This window comes from Alcanivorax sp. HI0044 (assembly GCF_001634945.1).
This window is the reverse complement of sequence record NZ_LWEZ01000333.1, coordinates 1-918: the sequence shown is the minus strand read 5'-3', so window position 1 is coordinate 918 and position 918 is coordinate 1. Positions and strand designations below refer to the sequence as shown.

The 918-nt window shown below is 52.8% G+C and carries 1 protein-coding gene; it reads right to left on the bottom strand.

The window, feature by feature from the left end; genetic code table 11:
- A partial coding sequence (locus tag A3730_RS03980) for a transposase (RefSeq protein WP_082872242.1) occupies positions 1–744 on the bottom strand: 744 nt, incomplete at its 3' end.
- Positions 745–918: the final 174 nt, after the last annotated feature.

Here is a 918-nt window from a genome sequence, read left to right as displayed (position 1 = left end):
ATAGTCCATTAATCGAAAACGGCATACCGTATCGTCATCCTCTGCTTCCGCTGTATTTGCAGCAACCATCGGCAGAAGTGTGGGCTTTAGGTTGTCTTCAGACTCTGACATAACGGCTTCTGAGCGTTGCTGAATCGAAGTGTAATCGGACTCCTCAGGTGTTTCTGCCATAGCCGCGCGCACCGGGTTGAGATCCACATAGGCCATACACTGCAGCACCGCCTTCTCATCCAGCAAGGCCTGGCATTTGTAGCGGCTTTCCCAGAACCGGCCCTTACAACAATCTTCCTCATTGGCCTTACGGGCCAGATACTCATTTAGACACTTCATGAACCAGCCAAGGTCATACAGGCGCTCACGCCAGGTTTGCACGATCTCCAATGCCTTAAGCGTTTCCGCGGACTCAGTCTCTCCCTTGAGCCAACGTGTGACGATCAATGGCCCTCTGAATAACTGCATCCACCGGTCTGCCACTTCCTGATCAGACCAGCCCAAGGCTTTCTTCTGGTTAATACGAAGGACTACATGGTAATGATTGGACATCACCGCATAGGCACAAAGGTCGATGGCAAACACCTCACCCAACACGGCAAGGCGATCCACCACCCATTGGCGGCGATGCTCATAATCCTGACCGGAATAATGATCCTGACCACACAGAAAGGCCCGCCGCACACAGCGGCAGATACAGTGATAGTAAGACGTGGAATCCAGCGAAACCTGGCTATAACGCGCTCGGGTCATTACAAGCCTCCTTGCTTATCCATCACCCAACACTACTGACTACTCAAACCCAACTACATCAGAAAACAACCACAAACCCCGTAAGACATTCCCCAATTCATGCGTGTCCCCGATTAGTTTTGGGGGCGCCCTGCGCCGGGTACTGGCAGACTGGTGCCCGCCCTTTGACGGCTT